Annotated in this window: 12 protein-coding genes; 5 read left to right on the top strand and 7 right to left on the bottom strand. The window is 71.1% G+C overall.

Annotated features, from left to right (window positions below; translation table 11 throughout):
- Positions 1–119: 119 nt before the first annotated feature.
- The 4 genes from ACR3IO_RS01815 to ACR3IO_RS01800 all read right to left on the bottom strand — a co-directional run bounded on the left by ACR3IO_RS01815 (position 120) and on the right by ACR3IO_RS01800 (position 10,088).
- A complete protein-coding gene (locus ACR3IO_RS01815) occupies positions 120–5,219 on the bottom strand; it encodes a PKD domain-containing protein (RefSeq protein WP_434069448.1) in 5,100 nt (1,699 codons plus the stop codon).
- Positions 5,220–5,460: 241 nt separating this feature from the next.
- Positions 5,461–8,718, bottom strand: coding sequence for a LamG-like jellyroll fold domain-containing protein (locus ACR3IO_RS01810; RefSeq protein WP_434069447.1), 3,258 nt, complete (start codon positions 8,716–8,718; stop codon positions 5,461–5,463).
- A 117-nt stretch (positions 8,719–8,835) separates the two neighbouring features.
- A complete protein-coding gene (locus ACR3IO_RS01805) occupies positions 8,836–9,552 on the bottom strand; it encodes a hypothetical protein (RefSeq protein WP_434069446.1) in 717 nt (238 codons plus the stop codon).
- Positions 9,553–9,632: 80 nt separating this feature from the next.
- A complete protein-coding gene (locus ACR3IO_RS01800; RefSeq protein WP_434069445.1) occupies positions 9,633–10,088 on the bottom strand; it encodes an adenylyltransferase/cytidyltransferase family protein in 456 nt (151 codons plus the stop codon).
- Between the two features lie 240 nt (positions 10,089–10,328).
- Here ACR3IO_RS01800 and ACR3IO_RS01795 point away from each other — a divergent pair, with 240 nt between their 5' ends.
- Genes ACR3IO_RS01795 through ACR3IO_RS01780 form a run of 4 tightly spaced genes read left to right on the top strand, consistent with a single transcriptional unit; the run spans position 10,329 to position 14,581 of the window.
- Complete coding sequence (locus tag ACR3IO_RS01795) at positions 10,329–11,495, top strand: DUF1972 domain-containing protein (protein WP_434069444.1); 1,167 nt, start codon at positions 10,329–10,331, stop codon at positions 11,493–11,495.
- On the top strand, positions 11,492–12,589 hold the full coding sequence (locus ACR3IO_RS01790; RefSeq protein ID WP_434069443.1) for a Gfo/Idh/MocA family protein: 1,098 nt from the start codon (positions 11,492–11,494) through the stop codon (positions 12,587–12,589). Before ACR3IO_RS01795 ends, ACR3IO_RS01790 begins: the two co-directional genes overlap by 4 nt.
- Complete coding sequence (locus tag ACR3IO_RS01785) at positions 12,586–13,488, top strand: hypothetical protein (RefSeq protein WP_434069442.1); 903 nt, start codon at positions 12,586–12,588, stop codon at positions 13,486–13,488. The genes ACR3IO_RS01790 and ACR3IO_RS01785 overlap by 4 nt, the downstream gene beginning before the upstream one ends.
- A 7-nt stretch (positions 13,489–13,495) precedes the next feature.
- Positions 13,496–14,581 carry a glycosyltransferase family 4 protein gene (locus tag ACR3IO_RS01780; protein WP_434069441.1) on the top strand — a complete coding sequence of 362 codons (1,086 nt, stop codon included), beginning with the start codon at positions 13,496–13,498 and terminating at the stop codon, positions 14,579–14,581.
- Between the two features lie 60 nt (positions 14,582–14,641).
- Here the strand turns inward: ACR3IO_RS01780 and ACR3IO_RS01775 are convergent, their stop codons facing one another.
- From ACR3IO_RS01775 to ACR3IO_RS01765, 3 genes are all read right to left on the bottom strand, one after another.
- Positions 14,642–16,180, bottom strand: a complete 1,539-nt coding sequence (locus ACR3IO_RS01775) for a sugar transferase (RefSeq protein ID WP_434069440.1) — start codon at positions 16,178–16,180, stop codon at positions 14,642–14,644.
- A 521-nt stretch (positions 16,181–16,701) separates the two neighbouring features.
- On the bottom strand, positions 16,702–17,397 hold the full coding sequence (locus ACR3IO_RS01770; RefSeq protein ID WP_434069439.1) for an alpha/beta fold hydrolase: 696 nt from the start codon (positions 17,395–17,397) through the stop codon (positions 16,702–16,704).
- Complete coding sequence (locus tag ACR3IO_RS01765; protein ID WP_434069438.1) at positions 17,298–18,335, bottom strand: EamA family transporter; 1,038 nt, start codon at positions 18,333–18,335, stop codon at positions 17,298–17,300. Before ACR3IO_RS01765 ends, ACR3IO_RS01770 begins: the two co-directional genes overlap by 100 nt.
- Before the next feature lie 234 nt (positions 18,336–18,569).
- On the opposite strand from ACR3IO_RS01765, the gene ACR3IO_RS01760 reads away from it, so the two are divergent.
- On the top strand, positions 18,570–19,613 hold the full coding sequence (locus ACR3IO_RS01760) for a zinc-dependent alcohol dehydrogenase family protein (protein ID WP_434069437.1): 1,044 nt from the start codon (positions 18,570–18,572) through the stop codon (positions 19,611–19,613).
- Positions 19,614–19,693: the final 80 nt, after the last annotated feature.

The following is a 19,693-nucleotide window of genomic DNA, read 5'->3' as shown; positions in this document are numbered from 1 at the left end:
GGGGGGGAAAGTGGCGCTGGCCGGGGGATTGATCCGAGACCGGTCAGTGCCGGCGCGCGGGCCCGTCGCGGCCGCGCCTGGGTGCGCGGCCGCGATCCGGAACCCCGGTCACCGGATCGTCACTGGGCCTCGCGGCTGGCGAAGTCGTCGAAGCGGACCGTGATCGGGATGTTGGTGGCCGTGGACGAGATGTAGCTCTCGAGCCCGACGCTGCCGGCTGCCTGCATCGCGGCCGTGGCATCCGTCGTCGTCGCCTGCCAGGTGAGCGGCTCGGCGGTGCCGGCCTTCCAGATCTTGCCGGCGATCGTCGTCGGGTTCGTCCCGGTCACGCTCACCTTGATGAGCAGCGTGTCGCCCGCGGCGAACGTGAGGCCGCTGACGGTCGTGTTCGAGAGGATCACGGAGGACCCGCGCATGAGCTGGAGCGAGACCGAGCCACCGGGCTGGAGTCGGATCCGGCCCTGGTAGAAGTCGGTGCCGACCTGCCGGCCCACGATGCCCGCGACGGTCTGCCCCGCCACCACGTCCTTGTCGATCGTCACGGCGACCTGGGTCACCGATCCGGTCTGGCTGACGCTCGGGAGCAGGGCGCGACGGGTCGTACCGGCCGTGGCGTGCACGAACACGCCTCGCCCGTCCGTGACGTTGTAGCTCGTGTTCACGCTCGACTGCCACGCGCCGCCGACCGTCGCCGTGCCCCAGCCGGTCGCGACGGTGCGCGCGAAGTCGTCCGACGCGTAGAGCACGGGCTCGGGGATCGTCGTCGTCACGGTCGCGGTCTTCGTCGCCGTCGCCCCGTCGTCGTCCGTCACCGTGAGCTTGACGTCGAAGTCGCCCGGTCCGGCGTACGTGTGCGACGCCGTCGCGCCGGTGCCGGTCTGCCCGTCGCCGAAGTCCCACGCGTACGCGGTGATCGTGCCGTCGGAATCGGTCGACCCGCCCGCGTCGAACTGCGCGGCCAGGTGGTCGACCGTCTGGGTGAACGACGCCGTCGGAGCGACGTTCGGCGGCGGCACCTGGCCATCGCCGGTCGCGACCCGGTAGTGATCGAGCGACACCGTGAGCGGGACGCTCGTGACGGCGCTCGAGAGGTAGCTGACGACACCGACCTTGCCTGCGGCCTGGAGGCCGGCGACCGTCGACGTGGCCGTGAGCGACCACCCCGCGGGCTCGGGGGACCCGGCCGCCCAGACCTTGGCCTGCAGCGTGGTCGGCGAGACCCCGCTGGCGCGGACCTTGAGGCTGATCGCCTGGCCCGGCGTGTAGGTGAGTGGGAGGTTGGCGTTGGCGATGAGCGTCGAGTCGCCCTGCATGAACTGCACCGCGAGGACGCCGCCGGCCTGGAAGCGCAGCCTGGCCTGGTAGAAGTCGCTGCCGACCTGGCGGACGTTCAACCCGGTGTAGGCGCTGCCGCCGACGACCGCCTTGTCGACCGCGAAGTCGCCCGTGATCGTCAGGTCGTTGCCGGTCACGCTGTCGAGCGTGGCGCGCCGCGTCGCGTTCGCGGTGTGGACGAGCAACGCCTTCCCGCCCGAGATCGTCGTGTTCGGGGCGCTCGACACCGTCCACGGGCCGCCGACCGGTGCCGTGCCCCAGCCGCTGGTGCTCGTGCGTTCGAACTCGTCTGCGGCGAGCTCGATCGACACCGGCGAGACGATCGCCGTGATCGGGGTGGTCTTGGTCGTGATCCCACCGCGGTTGTCGGTGATCGTCAGGGTCACGTCGTACGTGCCGGCCGCGCCGTAGAGGTGCGAGGCGGTGGGCCCCGTCGCGGCCTTGCCGTCGCCGAAGTTCCAGGCGTAGTCGGTGATCACGCCATCCGGGTCGCTCGACGACGAGGCGTCGAAGCTCACCGTCTGGAAGTTCACGTTCGCCGTGAACAGGGCCGTCGGGGGGACGTTCGGGTTGACGGCGATGAGCGAATGCGTCACCGTCGCGGTGCCGCCCTCATCGTCGGTCACGGTCAGGGTGACCGCGTACGACCCTCCGACCGCGTACTCGTGCGTCGGGTTCGCACCCGTGCCGGTCTGCCCGTCGCCGAAGTCCCAGGCGTACGACGCGACGGTGCCGTCGCTGTCGGACGAGGTGCTCGCGTCGAACGTCGCGGTCAGGTCGGTGGCCGTCATCGTGAACGCGGCCGTCGGTACGACGTTCGGCAGGATGTCGAGGCCCACCTGGTAGTGCAGGCGCACCGTCTCCGCGTTCAGGGCCTGGGTGTAGACCGCGAACTCGTCGATGACCCCGTCGAGGTAGGAGCTGGTCGAACCCCACGTCCGGTCGCCGCCGGCGCGCCAGTACCCGTTGTAGGACTGGCCCGTGGCCTGCGTGTTGCTGCCCGCGAGCTCGCCGTCGACGTAGAGGCGCATGCCGCTCGACGACTGCGTCGCCACGACGTGGTGCCACTGGTCGTTGTTGAACGACTGCGTCGTCGTGATCGTCGAGGTCGAGAGCGAGTTGATCCGAACCCCGAACACGAGCCGGCCGTTGTCCTGCATGTAGACATGGCGGTCGTAGCTGCTCGACAACCCGGTGCTGCTGTTGCCGAAGCCGGTGATCTTGCCGCCGCGGGTCGTGCCGGTCTTGAACCACGCCTCGGTCGAGTAGACGCTGGTGCCGACCAGCTGGGTCGCGCCGGCGGCGAAGCCCGCCGTGAACTTCGTGGCCGTGTCGCCGACGCCGACGAGTGCGCCCGCCGATCCGCGCGTGTAGGTGCCGACGAGGGCGCCGTTCATGCCCTGGATGCCGGCATCGTTCGCAGTGGCGCCCGAGGACTCGCCGAGGCGCCAGAAGAGCAGCGGGTCGGCCGAGTACACCGCGGCGCCGTAGGCATCCGCCGGGGATGCCGGCACCGCGGCCGGCGTGCGGCCGGAGTCGGTGAAGTGCTCGAGCACCTGCGCCGAGGACAGCGGCTGCGGGTAGACGGCCACCTCGTCGATGGAGCCGGTGAAGTTCTTCCCGCCCGACCAGGTGTTGTCACCACCCATGCGCCAGTAGCCCCAGTACGCCCCGCCGGTCGTGGCGGCGGTGTCCTGCCCCACGCGCCGGCCGTCGAGGTAGAGCTGCATGCCGTTGGCGCCGAGGCTGCCGACGACGTGGTGCCACTGGTCGTCGTTGTAGGCCTTCGCCGATTGCAGGATCTGCTGGGCTCCGCCTTGCGGTCGGACGCCGAAGAGCACGCGGCCGGCCGTGTTCATGTAGATGTGGCGGTCGTAGCTCGACGAGTCACCGGTGGCGGAGGAGCCGAAGCCGACGATCTTGCCACCGGCCGTCGACGAGGTCTTGAACCAGGCCTCGACGGCGAGCGAGTTGTCCCGCCACACCTTCTCCTGCGAGATCGCGCGGCCCGAGCTGGTGCCGCTGAAACGAGCGGACGTATTGGGATCGCCGATGATCGCGCCGGACTGCGCGAAGGTCACGCCCGATTGGCGGGTCGCCGCTGCACGGCCGACCGTGTCGGCGGCGGTCGTCGCTCCGACCGCCTCGCCGAGCCGCCAGTAGTACGTCGGCTGGTCGGCCATCACGGTGCTCGCGTAGGCGCTCTGCGTGCCGGCGGCCGCGGCCGTGATCGAGAGGGTCGATCCCCAGGCGCTGTTGCCCATCGCGTCGATCGCGCGGAGCCGGTAGGTGTAGGCCTGCCCGGGCGTGAGGCCCGAGTCGACGAAGCTCATCGTCGGCTGGTCGTAGAACCGCGACTTCTGCTGGGTCGTGTACACCGGCGTGAGCGTCTTGCCATCGCGGATGACCTGGTACGTCAGCGTCTCGTTGTCACGGTCCCAGTTCGCGAGCCAGCTCGCGGTGACGACGCCGGGCGCCGGGGAGGCGAGCTTGGGGGCGAAGGCGTCGCCGGTCAGGCGGGGGCCGTCGAGGTTCGGCGCGATCGAGGGCACCGCGAAGCGGACGAGGCCCTGGAACGGCTTGTTGTTGATGTTGCGGAACTCACCGCCGTACACGACGTAGCGCGTGTCGGCGTCGACGCTCCACGGGCCCTGGCCCTGGCCGGTGTACGTGCCGGCGTCCATGCCCGGGTACCAGTTGAGCTCGGCCGGGGCGGGCGTGCCGTCCCAGTTGTCGTAGCCGTACGGGTCTGCCGTGTTCTTCCCGGCGACCGCCGTGCTGAAGGCCAGTGCGCGCTGGAAGTTCCACGGGTCGGTCTGGGGGAATCCGCCGAGGTTGCCGCAGTAGTGCGAGTGCCCGGCGACGTAGATGGCGCCGCCGATCGGTGCGGCGGAGTAGGTGTCGCCATGGCAGTCGGCGACCCAGTCGACCTGGCCGGTGTCCCAGTCGGCGCGGAAGGTGCCCTCGAGGTTGCCTCCGTCGCCGAAGACGTACCCGGTGCCGTAGAGGCTGTCGCCCTGCGAGGCGAGGCTGTAGACCGCGGCCTCGAGTCCGGCGTTGCGCACGATGCTGTTCACGTTCCAGGGGACGATCGACGCGCCGGCCGTGGCGTCCACCGCCACGAGCCCGTAGCCGGGGTTGTCCGAGCCGTTCGCCCTGGTGAAGTCGCCGCCGATGACCACCTTCGACTCGTCGGGGGAGACCTTGACCGCGTAGGCGCGGCCGTTCTCGAGCACGGGCGCCCAGGGCAGCACGGTGCCGTTCGCCGCCGTCGCCGCCGCGGCGAACCCGGGGCGGGCATTGCTGCTCACCGACGTGAAGTGGCCGCTGAAGTACACCGCCGTGTTGGTGGCGTCCAGCGCGTATACACGGTTGTTCGCCCCGACGTCGAAGGCCGTCGCGACGTTGCCGCTCGCCGTGTCGAACGCGACGATGCGGTTGCGCGTCTCGGTGTTCACGAGCGTGAAGTCGCCGCCGGCGTAGAGCCGGGTGCCGTCGGGCGAGGACGCCAGGACGCGCACCTGCGCGTTCACGGTCGGCGCCCACGGCAGGAGGTCGCCCGTGGTGATGTCGTACGCGAGCAGGTACGTGCGGTCGACCTCGTTCACGCCGAGCGCCACGCCCGCGGGCCGGGCCCTCGTGAAGTCGCCCGCGACGTAGACGGTGTTGCCCACGATCTCCTGGTCCCAGACGACGCCGTTGATCTGCGGTGCCGGCAGTGGGTCGGAGGAGACGGTCGTCGGCACGGCGCCATCGACTGGCGCGGTGTCGGCGGCGGCTGGAACAGCGAACCCCACGAAGGAGAGTCCGGAGGCGAAAACGGCGACGACCGCGGCGCTTGCGATGAGACGCAGGCGCGACGACGCGGGTTCGGGTGTACCCATCGTGTCCTCATTCGGTGAGCGGGGAGGATCGGGAACGCTCTCCCCGGGTATGCCGCCAATATACGTCCGGGACGTGATTGCCGAACCGCCCCAGTCGGGGGGCCAGAGAGGTCCCTGATCAGGGGTTCGAGGAGTCCGGGTCACGCACCAGAGGGGCCCGGGCCGCCGGGGGGACGGTCCGGGTCCCCGGCATCGGCGCGCGCTGCAGGAGCGGTCGCGCGCCGACTTCGGTGGACGCCTGTCAGGGCAGCACCGCCGCCACGAGGTCGTCGAACCGGATGGAGTTCGGGGCGTTCGTCGCCGCGCCGGACACGTACCCCTCGACGCCGACGACGCCGGCGGACTGGAGCGAGCCGGCCGACGACGTCGCGGTCAACTGCCACGAGGCCGGCTCGGTCGAACCGACCTGCCATGCCTTGACGCGGAGGGTCGTCGGCGAGGTCCCGGTCGCCTGGACGCGCAGTTGGATCTGCTGTCCGGCCGTGCAGGACAGGCCCGGGACCGGATCGAGGTTGGCCAGCACGGTGCCGGAGCCCTCGTTGAGCTGGAGCTGGCAGGCGCCGTTCGTCAGGAAGCGGATGCGGCCCTGGTAGAACGCCGAGCCCACCTGCCGGACGACCGCGCCGCCCGCCACGGCCCCGCCCGCCGCCGTCTTCTCGAGGGAGACCTTGACGGTGAGGTCGATCGAGGCCGATGGCGTGATGGGCAGCGTCGCGTGCCGGGTCAGGCCGGGCTGGTAGACGGTCGTCCCGACGCCGTTCGCGACCAGGAAGCCCGACGGGTCGTTGACCGCCCACGTGCCGCCGACCGGTGCGGTGCCCCATCCGTTCGAGAACGACCGAGAGAAGTCGTCCTGACCGACGACTCCGGCGGGCGGCGGCGGGTCGTCATCGACGGTGACCTGGCGGGTGGTCGATCCCTGCGCGTCGTCGTCGTCCGTCACGGTCAGGGTGATCGTGTAGGTGCCGGGTGCGGTGTAGGTCCGCGAGGACGTGATTCCGGAGCCGGTCGTCCCATCGCCGAAGTCCCAGGCGTAGTCCGTGATCAGCCCGTCGGAGTCGAAGGAGCCGCTCGCGTCCACGCCCACCGTCAGGTCGTCGACCGACGGCGAGAACGAGGCCGACGGGGGTTGGTTCGGAAGGGGACCGCCGCCCCCGGAACGCGCCTGCCAGTGGGCGGCCACGCGTGACGCGGGCAGGACCGTCTTGTAGATCGCCACCTCGTCGAGGTCTCCGGTGAAGTTCTGGTTGCCGGCGGGCGTGGCGTCGCCGCCGATCTTCCAGTAGCCGTAGAAGTTGCGGCCGTAGATCGTCGGGGCGAACGTGGAGACCTGCTGGCCGTCGACGTAGAGCCGCATGCCGTCGGGACCGAGGGTCGCGACCGCGTGGTGCCAGTTGCCGTCGTTGTAGCCGGTGCCGCTCTGCAGGGTGCGGTTCTGGGTGTCGAACACGGTCCACGACACCCGGCCGCCGTTGAGGTACAGCGATCGGTTGTGCGCCGAGGAGGTCCCCGTGGCCGATCCGTTGTCGCCCAGTCCGAGGATCTTGCCGCTGCTGGTCGTGGTCTTGAACCACGCCTCGACCGTCATCGAGTCGTCCGGCCACATCTCGACCGCCGTCGAGGCCCTCCCCGTGCCGGTGCCGTTGAAGCGCGCGGCGGTGTTCGGGTCGCCCGAGATCGCCCCCGGCACCCCCTCGGTGACGCCCGAGCCGGATGCCGCGTCGACCTGCGTCGTCGTCGCGAGTGTTCGCGTGACGGCGCTCGTCGGTCCTGCGGCGTTGACCAGGGTCGATCCGGCGGGGTCCCCCATCCGGAAGTACCAGGTGGGACTGTCGGCGAACACGGCGCGGGCGTAGTTGCTCACCGATCCGCCCGAGCCCGCATTCGTGGACGCGGTCTGGGACCAGGCGACGTTGCCGAACGGATCCGTCGCGCTCACGCGGTAGGAGACGGGGGCGCCCGGCGAGAGCCCGGTGTCCACGTAGGTCAGGGTCGGCCGGTCCCAGAACCGGGAGAGACCGGGGATCGTCGCGACCGTGGTGCCGTTCCGGACGACCTGGTAGGTGAGCCGCTCGTTGTCGCGGTCGTGGTTGGACGGCCAGCTCACGCGCACCGCACCCGACGCGATCGGCACGGCGTTCACCGGCCAGTCGCCGCTCAGCCGAGGGCCGTCCGCATCGGGGGCGACGGAGCTGATCGCGAACCGCGAGAGACCCTGCTGGCCGACCCCGTTCACCTGGGTGAACTCGCCTGCATAGGCGACGTACTGCGCGTTCGCCTGCACGGTCCAGGGGCCCTGGTACTGACCGGTGAAGTTGCCGAGGTTGATGTCGGGGTAGAACGCGAGCGGCCTGGTGGAGGGCTTGCCGTAGTTTATGTTCTCGCGCACGACGCTGAAGGGCGCCTTCGTGAAGGCCAGTGCGCGCTGGAAGGACCGGGGATCGCGTTCCGGGAAGTCGCCCACCCACTCGCACTGGTGCGGATGGCCGGCGACGTAGACGACGTCGCCCTGCGCGGCGGAGCCGTACTCGTCGCCGCGGCAATCCGCCATCCAGATGAGGTTCAGCGTCGCCCAGTCGATCCGGAAGGTGCCCTCGGTGTTGCCGGTGCCGCTCGAGGAGAGCAGCACGTAGCCCGATCCGTAGACGCTGTCGGCGTCGGAGCTCATCCCGTAGATCGCCGCGGAGTTGCCCGCGTTCCGGATGATGTTGTTCGCCGGTGTCGGGATCGTCGCCCCGTTCGTCGAGTTCACGCCGACGAGGCCGAAGCCCGGATTCGAGCTCCCGTTGGCGGTCAGGAAGCTGCCGCCGAGCACGACCTTCGAGCCGTCCGGCGAGACCTCCATCGCGTACGCACGTCCGTCCGCGAGCACGGGAGCCCAGGCGGTCGTGGCGCCCGTCGCCGCGGTCGCGGCGGCGGCCCTCCCCGGCCGCGAGACGCCGCCGGCCGAGCTCAGGTTCCCCGCGAAGTACGCCGTCGAGGCCGACGCGCCGACCGCGAACAGCTCGCCGTTCGCGGAGGCGTTGAAGTCGGTGATGACGTTGCCCGTCGCGGTGTCGAAGGCGACGATCCGGCTCCGAGCAGCCCCGTTCACCGTGGTGAAGGCGCCGACGACGTAGAGCCGGCTGCCATCCGGCGAGGTGTCCATCGCCCGGACCTGGCCGTTGAGGTTCGGAGCCCACGACAGCAGTTGCCCGGTGCTCAGGCGGTACGACAGCAGGTGCGTCCGGGTGACCGTGTTGGAGCCCGGGGGCGAGCCGGCCGGCCGGGCGGCGGTGAAGTTGCCGCCGACGAAGACCGTGTCGCCGACGATGGCCTGATCCCAGACGACGCCGTTGATCTGCGCGGTCGGCAGCGAGTCCGTGGAGACGGTCGTCGGCAGGCCCGGCTCGGGCGCCGTGTCCGCATGCGCGGGCGCGGCGACCAGGAGGGACGCGATGAGCAGGGCTGCCGCCGCGGATGCCGTGGTGGCAGCCGATGCCGTGAACCTGAGACGCATGGGCGAACCTCGTTCCTTGCCGACGGATGCTCCTCGTCAGCAGGGTTTGAGGATGTCTCGAATACTAGTCGCGGCCACGGGGGGTGTAAACAGCCCGGGACGCGCCTGTGCTGCGCGTCAGCGGGGGACCTCGCCGTGGAACTGGAGCGGCGCGTACTCGAGGGAGTAGTCGACGAGGATCGTCACGTCGTCGCGTTCCTCCGGCGGAACCGAGAAGACGTAGACCGCATCGGCGGTCTCGCCCGCGGCGACGGTGTCGGGGAAGGCGCGACCGCCTGGCTCGCGCAGTTCGGCCGCCGGCGTCGATGCCGACCCGTAGTACGCGGTGACGACCGCCGTGCCGAGGTCGGATGCCTCCTTCGTCGCGTTGTCGATCTCGACGGTGACGCGGATGGACGGCGCAGCGACCTCGCCCGGGCCCTGCGCCTCGCCCTCGACGGCCTCGATCCCGGTGATCTTCGCCGTCAGCGACGGCGCGATCTCGGCCGTTTTCGCGATCGGCACCGGATCGGCGGCCGGCGGCTGATCGACCGGCGTCATGTCGGGCGAGGGCTCGACCGGGGTCGCGCCCTCCGTCGCCGGGGTCTGCGTCGGTGCGGTCGTGGCCGATGCCGACTCGGTCGGGTTCGCCGTCTCGGTGTCGGCAGCAGGCAGGGCGGTCGGCGCGGATCCGCCCGAGAGCGAGATGGCGACGATGAGCGCGACGACGATCAGGACGATGATCCCGCCCACGATCGCGGCGGTCCGCCAGCTTCCGCCCGCCCGGGCGGGATCGGGCAGGTCGTCGGTCTCGTCGAGGTCGGCCGTAGGGGGCGGCTCGCGGTCGTTCGCCATGATCGGCTCCGGGATCTCTCGTCAGTAGGGTGGGTGGGAACTCCCGTCGCGGGCGGTGGTCGGGTCCGCCGCCGGCGACGTCACTCGATCCGATCGCCGATCGCGATCGAGTCCCGGGGTGTCAGGGCGTCGAGTGCCTGGCGGAGCGCCGTGCTCGACGTGTGGACGGTGTACGGGAAGTACACCACCTCGACGCCGACGGCCGTGAACTCGCGTTCGAGTCGCAGGCCGGCCTCGGTGCCGCGCCAGTCGTCGCCCTTGAAGAACTGCGTGAAGCGCAGTTCCCGCCAGGTATCGAGCTTGTCCTCGAGGACCTCGGCGTGGACCTCGTCGACGAAGTCGATGTGCCGGACGATCTCGAGCCGCTCGGCGAGGGGCACGATGGGCGCCCGCCCCTTCCGCAGCTCGAGCAACTCGTCGCTCACGACGCCGGCGATCAGGTGATCGCAGCGATCCTTGGCATGCTTCAGGATGTTGAGATGGCCGACGTGGAACAGGTCGAACGCGCCGGCGGCATAGCCGATGCGTGTAGACATTCGACGTAGCTCCTGGATTCGGGTGCGGCCCCGCCGAGACGGAGCCATCAGGGTGTTCGAGTGCCTTGACTCTAGGCCGCGGCGATCAGCGCGGGCATCCCCAAGACGGGGGTCGGGCGAGGGCCTCGGCCCCCCGCACTGGGGGAGGCCGCACGGGTGAACGCTGAGTAGCCTTTCGGGCACTACCCCATGGGCCGGTTACCCCCCGGTCGAACGCTCCGCGGTCTCGAAGGAGAATCCGTGAACCCGAACGAACGTCCTTTGCTCGGCGCGCCGATCGTGCGCATCCTGGGCACGCACGGCATCCCGGCTGCCTACGGCGGCTTCGAGACGGCGGCCGAGAACGTCGCGCTCCACCTGCGCGACCACGGCTGGCGTCCGATCGTCTACTGCCAGGCGGAGGGCACCGGCCCGATCGTCGAGGACGTCTGGAACGGCATCGAGCGGGTGACGATCCCGGTGGCCCGCGACGGATGGCTCGGCACGTCGCTGTTCGACCTGCGATCCATCCGGCATGCGACGAGGTTCCGGGACACGTGCCTGACGTTCGGCTACAACACCGCCGTGTTCAACATCTGGCAGCGTGCGAAGGGCATCCCGAACGTCATCAACATGGACGGCATCGAATGGTCCCGCGCCCGGTGGGGAAAGGCCAGGCAGGCGATCCTCTATGCGAACGAGCGCATCGCGTGCTGGGTCGGCGACCGGTTGATCGCCGACCATCCCGAGATCGAGGTCTACCTCGCCCGCAAGGCGAAGCGCTCGAAGCTCACGACCATCACCTACGGCGCGTACACGGTGGCGGATGCCCCGACGGAGCCGGTGCTCGCCCGTGGACTGGTTCCGGGCGGGTACGCCACGCTCATCTGCCGCCCGATCCCCGAGAACTCGATCCTCGAACTCGTTGAGGCGTTCTCCGCGCGGCCGCGGGACTGCCGGCTCGTCATCGTCGGCGAGTACCGGGACGAAGACCCCTACCAGCGGGCCGTGATGGCCGCCGCGAGCGAGCAGGTCGTGTTCGTGGGCGCGATCTACGATCCCGCCGAGTTGGCGGCGCTCCGCTTCCATGGCATCGCGTACCTGCACGGGCACACCGTCGGCGGCACCAATCCCTCGCTGGTCGAGGCGATGGCGGCCGGCAACCCGGTGATCGCGCACGACAACCCGTACAACCGCTGGGTCGCGGGCGACGGCGCGAGGTACTTCGACTCCGCCGCATCCGCGGCGGCGCAACTCGACCTGGTCCTCGCCTCCGAGCCCTTGCGGGCGCAGATGTCGGCCGCGGTGCGTGCTCGCCACGCGGACGAGTTCACCTGGGATCACGTCGCGGGCCAGTACGAGGCCCTGCTCTACGGCCTCCGTCCGTCGAGTCGGCACGAAGCAGTCGGACGAGAGGAATTCGCATGATCCGCATGGGCGTCGTCGGTCTGGGCAAGATGGGGCTCTCCCATCTCTCGATGGTCGGGGCCCACCCCGACGTCACGATCGCCGCGGTGGTCGACTCCACGGGCTACATCCTCGACGTGCTCGGCCGGTACACGGGCATGCCCACGTACGGCGACTACGAGGAGATGCTCGACAACGTCGACCTCGACGCCGTGCTCATCGCGACGCCGACCCGGTTCCACGCACCGATGGTGCGCAGCGCGCTCGAGCGCGGACTGCACGTGTTCTGCGAGAAGCCGCTGTGCCTCACCTCGGCCGAGTCCCGCGAGCTCGCCGAGATGGCGGCGAAGCTCGGACTGGTCACCCAGGTCGGGTACCACAACCGGTTCGTCGGCGCGTTCCGGGAGGTGCGTCGCCTGCTCGACCTCGGGGCGATCGGCAAGGTCACCCACGTGCTCGTCGAGGCCTACGGCCCGGTCGTGCTCCGCCCGAAGGGATCGACCTGGCGCAGCAAGCGCACCGAGGGCGGCGGGGCGCTCTACGACTACGCGGCGCATCCGATCGACCTCGCGGCCTGGTACGCCGGAGTGCCGTACGGCGTCGGGGGAACGGTGCTCGGCGGGGTGTTCTCCGCGGACACCGAGGACGAGGTCTTCAGCACGCTGTTCTTCGACGAGGGCACGAGCGCGCAGGTCTCGGTGAACTGGTCCGACGAGTCGTACCGCAAGATGACGACCCAGGTGACGATCACCGGCACCGCCGGCCGCATCCACGCCGATCGGCAGGAGGTGCAGGTCTACCTCCGGTCGACGGCACCGCACCTCGACGGCTACGAACCCGGCTGGAACATGAAGTACACGACCGAGCTGACCGATCCCGTCTGGTTCTACCTGCGGGGAGAGGAGTACAGCGCGCAGCTCGACCACTTCGTCCGGCGCATCAGCGACCAGGGACTTCCCGACATCAACAGCTTCGCCAGCGCCGCGGTCACCGATCGCGTGCTCGAGATGCTCACCATCGACGCCGCTGCGGGACCGACCACGCTCGACGCAGCCGCGGTCGCACCGCTCCCGGCGCCGCCGCAACGACGCAGTCTGCTGAGGAGGCGAGCATGACGCTCGAAAGCCAGGTCCCGGTCGAGAGCGGCACGAGGCAGCTCGACCGCATCCTGTTCGGCGACAACCAGTTCTTCGGCGTGAACCACATGTCCGAGGAGAAGGCGCGCGCGCAGTCGATGCGCTTCCAGCGGGTGGACGCCGTCATGGACGTGCTCGACGACGCGTACGCGGCCGGCATCTCGTCGTTCATGTGCACCACGCACGACCGCATCGCCGAGATCGTCGATCGGGTGCGTGCCGACCCGCAGCACTACGAGGGCTTCACCTTCCTCCCGTGCATGCCGTACGCGCACAAGTACGCGGACGCGGTCACCGAGAGCGGGATGCTCGGCGCATTGCGACGCTTCCTGCCCGAGGAGGGCATGCTGAACGCGATGGTGCGCGGCGGACGCTCGGTCGCCACGAAGGACATCGAGGGCCTCGTCACCCTCCTGGTCGACGCGGAGATGGCGATGTTCCGCGGAGTCTCCACGCCGGTCGTCTGGCTGCAGAACGTCGTCGTCGACCTGCTGCTCGGCCTCGGGTTCACGGACGCGTTCGACATCTTCGCGAGGCACGTCCGCACGAAGTACGGCGCCGAGCCGGGGTTCATCACGATGAACCTCCCGATGCTGCTCGGCGCGCTCGATCAGGCCGGCATCGAGAACCCGCTGGTGTGCTCGAACATCAACAAGATCGGGTTCCGGATGTCGGGCGGGATGGACGCGTACCGGGAGGCGCTCGACGCCCGGCCGTTCCGGGCCGTGGCGATGTCGGTCTTCGCGTCGGGGGCGATCCCCCCGCGGGAGGCGCTCGAGTGGATCTTCGCGCAGCCGCACATCGAGTCCATCGTGTTCGGCGCGTCCAGCCGCGCCCACATCCGCCAGACCGTCGACCTCGTACGCGAGCTCGGCTGAGGCTCTCATGCGCGTGCTGTTCGACGCGTTCTGGTGGGGACGGGGCCCGGTCTCGAACCGGCAGGTGATGCGCGAGTTCGTCTGGGCCTGGGCCGAGCAGTTCCCCGACGATGAACTCGTGGTCGCGGTGCGGTCGCGGCACGTCGCGATCGCGCGCGCCGAGCTGCCCGCCGAGGTCCGCATCGTCGGCACGCGGATGTCGCCGCAGGGCGTCTCGGCGATCATCGAACTGCCCCTCATCGCCGCGCGCGTGCGCGCCGACGTGATGCTGGTGCACAACTTCACCCCCGTGTTCGGCCGGAGCGCCGTGTTCGTGCACGACTTCATGTTCCTGCGCTCGCCGGGGTGGTTCACGCGCAAGGAGCTCGCCTACTACCGGCTGATGCCCCTCACGCTCGGGCGGGCGTCCGTCGTGTTCACCTCCTCGGAGACCGAGGCCACGGCGATCCGTCCGTACGCGCGCGGTCGTGCCGTGATCCCGGTCGGACTGGCGGTCGGTCGCACGCTCGACGGCGCCGAACCGAGACGCCCCGCGGCGCTCGACGGCGTCGACGAGTTCCTGCTCAGCGTCGGCCGCCTCAACGTGCGCAAGAACATCGCGGCGGCCCTGCAGGGCGCCCTCGACTCCGGCACGGTGTCGCCGGCGGCGCCGGTCGTGGTCGTGGGCGAGGCCCAGGGCAAGTCGTCGGACCTGCCGGCCGGCCTGGAGCGCGCGGCGTCCGACGGGACCGTGCGCTTCCTCGGTCGTACGGACGACGCCGAGCTCGCCTGGCTGTACGGGCACGCGCGCGGTCTCGTGTTCCTCAGCCTCGACGAGGGGTTCGGCATGCCGACACTGGAGGCCGTGCGGTTCGGCGCCCCCGTGGTCGCGAGCGACATCCCCGTGTTCCGCGAGATCCTCGGCGCCCGCGCGACCTATGCGGACCCGCACGACGTCGCCGCGATCGCGGCCGCGATCCGCGCGCTCCCCGCGCGTGCGGAGCTGGATCCGGTGAGCCCCGCGGAGCTCGGCTACGAGTGGCGCGCGAGCGTGCGCTCGATGCGGGACGCGCTCGCCGCGTCGCCCGCGCTCGTGGAGGACCGTCGCTCCTGAGCGCTGAGCGCTGAGCGCTGAGCGGCGGGCACCCGGCGGTCGCCGCGTGCGTGCCGAGGGTCAGTAGGCGCCGGCCGGGTGCAGCACGGTCTTGATCGTGCGCCACACGATCATCACGTCGCCCGTGAGCGACCAGTTCTCGACGTAGTAGAGGTCGAGCCGCACGCTCTCCTCCCACGTGAGGTCGGATCGCCCGCTGATCTGCCAGAGCCCGGTGAGGCCCGGCTTGATCATGAGGCGACGCTTGGCGGCCGCCTCGTAGCATTCGGCCTCCGAGACGAGCGGGGGCCGCGGGCCGACGACGCTCATGTCGCCGACGAGGATGTTCCAGAACTGCGGCAACTCGTCGAGCGAGTGCGAGCGGAGGACGCGTCCGATGCGGGTGACCCGCGGGTCGTTGCGGATCTTGAAGAGCACGCCGGCGCCCTCGTTGCGGTCGAGCAGGCCGGCGAGGTCCTCTTCGGCGGTGGCCACCATCGAGCGGAACTTCAGCATCTCGAAGGTGCGACCGTCGCGACCGCAGCGGGTCTGCCGGAAGAACACGGGTCCGGGACTGTCGAGCTTGATGAGCACGGCGATGACCAGCAGGAACGGCGCGACCAGGAAGAGCGCGGTGAAGGCGAACACGATGTCGAACGATCGCTTCACCGTGTGGCGCCAGCCGTCGAACGTGGGGATCTCCACGTGCAGCAGGGGCAGGCCCTCGACGGGGCGGAAGTGGATGCGGGGGCCGGCGACGTCGGTGAGCCGCGACGAGAGCACGAGCTCGGTGGCGGTGCCCTCGAGCGCCCAGCTGAGCCGCCGGATCTGCTCGCCGTCGTCGTCGTGGCCGTCGTCGCCGAGCCGGCCGGTCACGATCACGGAGTCCGCGTGCTGCGCGGCGGCCACCTCCGCGGTGCCGTCGACGCCCCCGAGCACGTGGATCCTTCGTCCGCCGACGACCAGGTCGGCGCGATCGTCGTCGTCGAGCACGGCGCCGACGACGACGAAGCCGGCGCCGGCGTCGTCTGCGATCTGGTGAGCGACGTATTCGACGTCGTGGCGGGTGCCGACGATGATCGCCCGCGAGAGGTACCGGCCGTTGTTCCGCTGGAGGAAGAGCCACCTTCGCCAGAGCCAGCGGGTCAGCAGGAGGGCGGCGCCGCCGATGGGCGCCGCCACCAGGTACCACCTGGCGCCCGACGTCTGGATGATGAGGAACAGGATCGCGATGAGGCCGAACGCGGTGGCGGTGGCGTTGATGATGCGCCGGTACTCGACGGCCCCGACCCCGAGGATGTGCGGGTCTCGCGTTCGGAAGGCGCTGAGCGCCAGCAGCCACGCGGCCGCGATGGCCACCGGGACCCCGATGCGTTCGATCGCCCCCTCGTTCGCGACGGGTGCGCCGACCACCACGAGTCGCACGGCGACGGAGGCGAGCGTGACGATCGCGACGATGGTCGCGTCGGTCGAGCGGAGCCGATCGCGGTAGTGCCGCGCCCAGCGCAGCCCGGTCTCGGCGACGGCGTCGTCGCGTGGAACCTCGACCGGCGTCTCGACGGCCCGCAGCCTGGGCGCGGATCGCCCGGTCGGCCTGAGTCGCGACGGAAGCCCGGTCATCGGCGCGGCCGATCCGATCGGGACACCGCGTGGGTGACCAGGGGCCGACGGCTGGGCCGGCTGGGCGCTGGCTTCATGGCTCGTTCTTCGTTCGGGTTTGGACTCGAAGAGGTGCCCGTGGGTGACCGGGACGGGCATCGAGTCGCACCGAGGAACGAACGGTGGCGAATCGGTGTCTCTCACTCCTGCGAGACGTTGCCTGAACGCTACGGCTCGCGCCCGTCGTCCGCGCGACCCAAAACGGGGGGTCCGACTCCGGCCACTCGCGTCATGATCCGGCGGATGCCGCGTCTCTTCGGTTGAGGGCACGCGGTGGGCGTGCCGTGACCGACTGGAGTCGCACATGTCTCGCTCGAGCAACCCTGCTGCCCCGCACCGCGAGTTCTTCCAGGCCGTCGGCCTGCAGGAGCGGGTCGAACTGGCCTGCACGTGCAGCCGCGGCGTCGACCACTGGTACTCGCGCCCGGGCGGTCCGATCGCCTCGGACGGCCCCGGGCGAGAGCGAGCGGACCGAGCCCAGGTCAGCGCACCGCTGCGGCGATCGCCTGCCCCAACTGCACGGGCTTGGTGAACTGCGGCCAGTGGCCGGTGGGCAGGTCGATGTAGGAGACGTCCTTCACGCGCGCGAGCTCGCGCGTGAACGGGGCATCGGCGGCGATGAACTCGATGAGCATCGAGCTCGGGAACTCCGAGGCGATGACCGTGACGGGCACGTCGTAGCGGCGCTCGTCGGCGAGTGAGAGCGGGTCGCTCGCGACGCGGGCCGGCTCGGGCACCGCACGGGCGCGGAACATGGCCCGGAGGTCGTCGTCGAGGTCGACGAGATCGACGTCGTCGAAGACCTCCCACGCGGGCAGGGGGACCTCGCCGTCGACGACGGGCAGTTCGTCGTTGATGGCGTCGCCGTCGGCGAGGGGGCCGGCGTCGACGTAGACGACCCGGGCGATGCGATCGGGCCGCGCGTCGGCCGCGCCGTGGGCGACGGCGCCGCCGCCGGAGTGGCCGACGAGCACGACCGGCTCGTCGAACCCGTCGACCAGGCGCACGACGGCGTCGATGTGGTCGCGCAGGCCGATCTCGCGTCGGTCGGCGTCGACCGACTCGAGCCCCGGAAGGGTCACCGGATGCGTGCGGTGTCCGGCTTCTTCGAGGATGGGGATGACGTCGCTCCAGGACGAGGCATCGAGCCAGAACCCGGGGATGAGGATGATGTCCATGCCTTCGAAGCTACGTTCGACCTCCGACATCCGCCAGAGGCGAGCACGAGGATGCCGACGGCGAGGATCCCGAGCCCGACCACGGAGGCGGGCGCGAGCGTCTCGCCGAGCACCACCACGCCGAGCACGCCCGCGGTGAGCGGCTCGGCGAGCGTGAGCGTGGAGACGACGGCCGGTGCGAGGCCGGAGAGCCCGACGCCGAAGAGCACGTACGCGAGCGTCGTCGCGACGAGCCCGAGCCAGAGCGCCATGGCGAGTCCGGGGCCGGTCGCCAGCCACGCGGCATCCGTCATCGCGAGGATCGGCAGGCTCGCGACCGCGGCCGTGCCGAAGAGGGCGCCCATGCTCCCCGTCGGCGTGAACCCACGGTCGAGCAGCCACTTCGCGGCGAGCGTGTAGACGGCGTACGAGGCGCCGGCGCCGACCGAGGCGGCGAGGCCCAGCGGGCTCGCGGCGGCCTGCGTCGGGTCGGATGCGAGGGCGAGCACCGCGACGCCGGCGGTGGCGATGGCGGTCGCGACGAGCCAGCGGGTGCCGGGGTAGCGGCGGCGGAGGGCCCAGTCGAGCGCGCCGGTGATGACGGGCGCCGAGCCGAGGGCGACGACGGTGCCGACGGCCACCCCGTTGGCGGCGGTGCCGGCGAAGAACGCCGGCTGGTAGGCGAGCACGCCGAGGGCGCCGAGGACGATCACGGCGACGGTGGCGAGCGGATGCCGCGGTGCCCGCGTCGCGGGAACGGGCCGGGTCGCGGCATCCGCTCGCTCGCGTCGGCGGCGCAGGAGCACGCTCGCGCCGGCGACCAGGGCGAGGGCCCCGCCGCCGATGAGGATGCGCGCCGCGCCGATGGAGAACGGGTCGGCGTCGGGGCCGAGCGCCTGGGCGGCGCCCGTGGTGCCGAAGCACACGGAGGCCAGCAGCACGGCGACGACGAAACGCATGGGGGAGATTGTTCCACAATTCCGCGGCATCCGCCCGGGTTCGCGGTTCGGCGTCCGCATCCGAGCGCGAGCATCCGTCCACATCCGCGGTGCGGGCGTCGGCGCGACCCCGCGCCCGCCGGTAGGCTCGCATGCGTCGCCCGCGAGGCCGCGTGGCGGGCCGCCGCCCAGCGCCCGCCGACCCGACGCGTCGCCCGATCCGCTGCGACATCCGTCGACCCAACGGAGGACCCCGTGCGTGCCGTGCTCTTCACCGCCTTCGGCGAGCGACCCGAACTCGCCGACGTGCCCGTCCCGCAGTGCCCGCCGCGCGGCGCCGTGATCCGGGTGCGCGCGACCGGCGTGTGCCGGAGCGACTGGCACGGCTGGATGGGGCACGACGACACCATCGCGCTCCCGCACGTGCCGGGGCACGAGTTCGCCGGCGAGATCGCCGAGCTCGGCTCCGAGGTCGACCCCGCCGCGGGCTGGGCCATCGGCGACCGGGTCACCGCTCCCTTCATCTGCGCCTGCGGGCGCTGCCCCGAATGCCTCGCGGGCAACGAGCAGGTCTGCGACGCGCAGTCCCAGCCCGGGTTCACCAGGTGGGGCTCCTTCGCCGAGCTCGTCGCGATCGACGAGGCCGAGCTCAACCTCATCCGCCTGCCCGACGCGCTCGGCTTCGTCGAGGCGGCCTCGCTCGGCTGCCGGTTCGCGACCGCCTACCGCGCCATCGTCTCGCGCAGCCGCCTCGCGCCCGGCGAGCAGATCGCGGTGCACGGATGCGGCGGCGTCGGCCTCTCGGCGATCATGATCTCGGTCGCCGCAGGCGTCACCGTCTACGGCGTCGACGTGTCCGATGCCGCGCTCGAGGCCGCCGAGAAGCTCGGCGCCATCCCCGTGCGCGGCGGCGAGGGCGCCGCCGAGCGCATCCTCGAGGCATCCGGCGGCGGCGTCGACGTCTCGGTCGACGCCTACGGCAGCAGCGAGACCTCGTTCGCCTCGGTCCGCAGCCTCAAGAAGCGCGGACGACACGTGCAGATCGGCCTCATGGTCGGCACCTCGGCGCTCGCCGCGATGCCCATGGACGCGGTCATCGCGGGCGAGCTCGAGATCCTCGGCAGCCACGGCATGGCCGCGCACGAGTACCCGTCGATGCTGGGCGCCGTGGCCGAGGAGTTCTTCCGGCCGATCGAGCTCGTCGGCCGGCGCATCACGCTCGACGAGGTGCCCGACGCGCTCGCCGCGATGGGCACCGCCGGCGCGGCCGGCTCGGGCATGACCGTCGTCGAGCTCTAGGGGCGCACGCCCCCACCCCGCGGAACACAGGTCCGAGCGCGGAGCACGGGTCGAGGCGTGTTCCGGTGAGCGACCCGTGT

It is taken from the genome of Agromyces sp. Marseille-Q5079 (assembly GCF_051016555.1).
GTDB lineage: Bacteria > Actinomycetota > Actinomycetes > Actinomycetales > Microbacteriaceae > Agromyces.
This window is presented reverse-complemented; position numbering and strand designations above follow the sequence as displayed.

Excerpts from the sequence above, each read along its gene's own strand:
- ACR3IO_RS01815 (WP_434069448.1), bottom strand. The coding sequence starts at position 5,219 with ATGGGTACACCCGAACCCGCGTCGTCGCGCCTGCGTCTCATCGCAAGC.
- ACR3IO_RS01810 (WP_434069447.1), bottom strand. The coding sequence starts at position 8,718 with ATGCGTCTCAGGTTCACGGCATCGGCTGCCACCACGGCATCCGCGGCG.
- ACR3IO_RS01805 (WP_434069446.1), bottom strand. The coding sequence starts at position 9,552 with ATGGCGAACGACCGCGAGCCGCCCCCTACGGCCGACCTCGACGAGACC.
- ACR3IO_RS01800 (WP_434069445.1), bottom strand. The coding sequence starts at position 10,088 with ATGTCTACACGCATCGGCTATGCCGCCGGCGCGTTCGACCTGTTCCAC.
- ACR3IO_RS01790 (WP_434069443.1), top strand. The coding sequence starts at position 11,492 with ATGATCCGCATGGGCGTCGTCGGTCTGGGCAAGATGGGGCTCTCCCAT.
- ACR3IO_RS01785 (WP_434069442.1), top strand. The coding sequence starts at position 12,586 with ATGACGCTCGAAAGCCAGGTCCCGGTCGAGAGCGGCACGAGGCAGCTC.
- ACR3IO_RS01780 (WP_434069441.1), top strand. The coding sequence starts at position 13,496 with ATGCGCGTGCTGTTCGACGCGTTCTGGTGGGGACGGGGCCCGGTCTCG.
- ACR3IO_RS01775 (WP_434069440.1), bottom strand. The coding sequence starts at position 16,180 with ATGACCGGGCTTCCGTCGCGACTCAGGCCGACCGGGCGATCCGCGCCC.
- ACR3IO_RS01770 (WP_434069439.1), bottom strand. The coding sequence starts at position 17,397 with ATGGACATCATCCTCATCCCCGGGTTCTGGCTCGATGCCTCGTCCTGG.
- ACR3IO_RS01765 (WP_434069438.1), bottom strand. The coding sequence starts at position 18,335 with ATGCGTTTCGTCGTCGCCGTGCTGCTGGCCTCCGTGTGCTTCGGCACC.